Genomic DNA, 335 nt, shown 5'->3' with positions numbered 1-335 from the left:
CCGCCGACGAGCGGATAGAGCCTCGCGACTGGATGCCCGACGCCTACCGCGCCACGCTGGTCCGCCAGATGGCCCAGCACGCCCACTCCGAGATCATCGGCATGCAGCCCGAGGCCAACTGGATCAGCCGGGCACCCTCGCTCCGACGCAAGGCCATCCTGATGGCGAAGGTGCAGGACGAGGCCGGCCACGGCCTGTATCTGTACAGCGCGGCCGAGACTCTCGGCACCAGCCGTGACGAGCTGCTCGACAAGTTGCACGCGGGCCGCCAGCGCTATTCGTCCATCTTCAACTACCCGACGCTCACCTGGGCGGACGTGGGCGCCATCGGCTGG

General features: G+C 68.7%; 1 protein-coding gene. It reads left to right on the top strand.

What is annotated here, in order from left to right:
- Positions 1 to 335, top strand: a 335-nt coding sequence (locus tag IH13_RS0101485; protein ID WP_199814585.1) for a Phenylacetic acid catabolic protein, incomplete at both ends; no start/stop codon positions are given.

It is taken from the genome of Streptomyces sp. NRRL WC-3549, assembly GCF_000721935.1.
GTDB lineage: Bacteria > Actinomycetota > Actinomycetes > Streptomycetales > Streptomycetaceae > Streptomyces.
The sequence above is the reverse complement of the archived record's forward strand: the minus strand, read 5'-3'. Positions and strand labels throughout refer to the sequence as shown.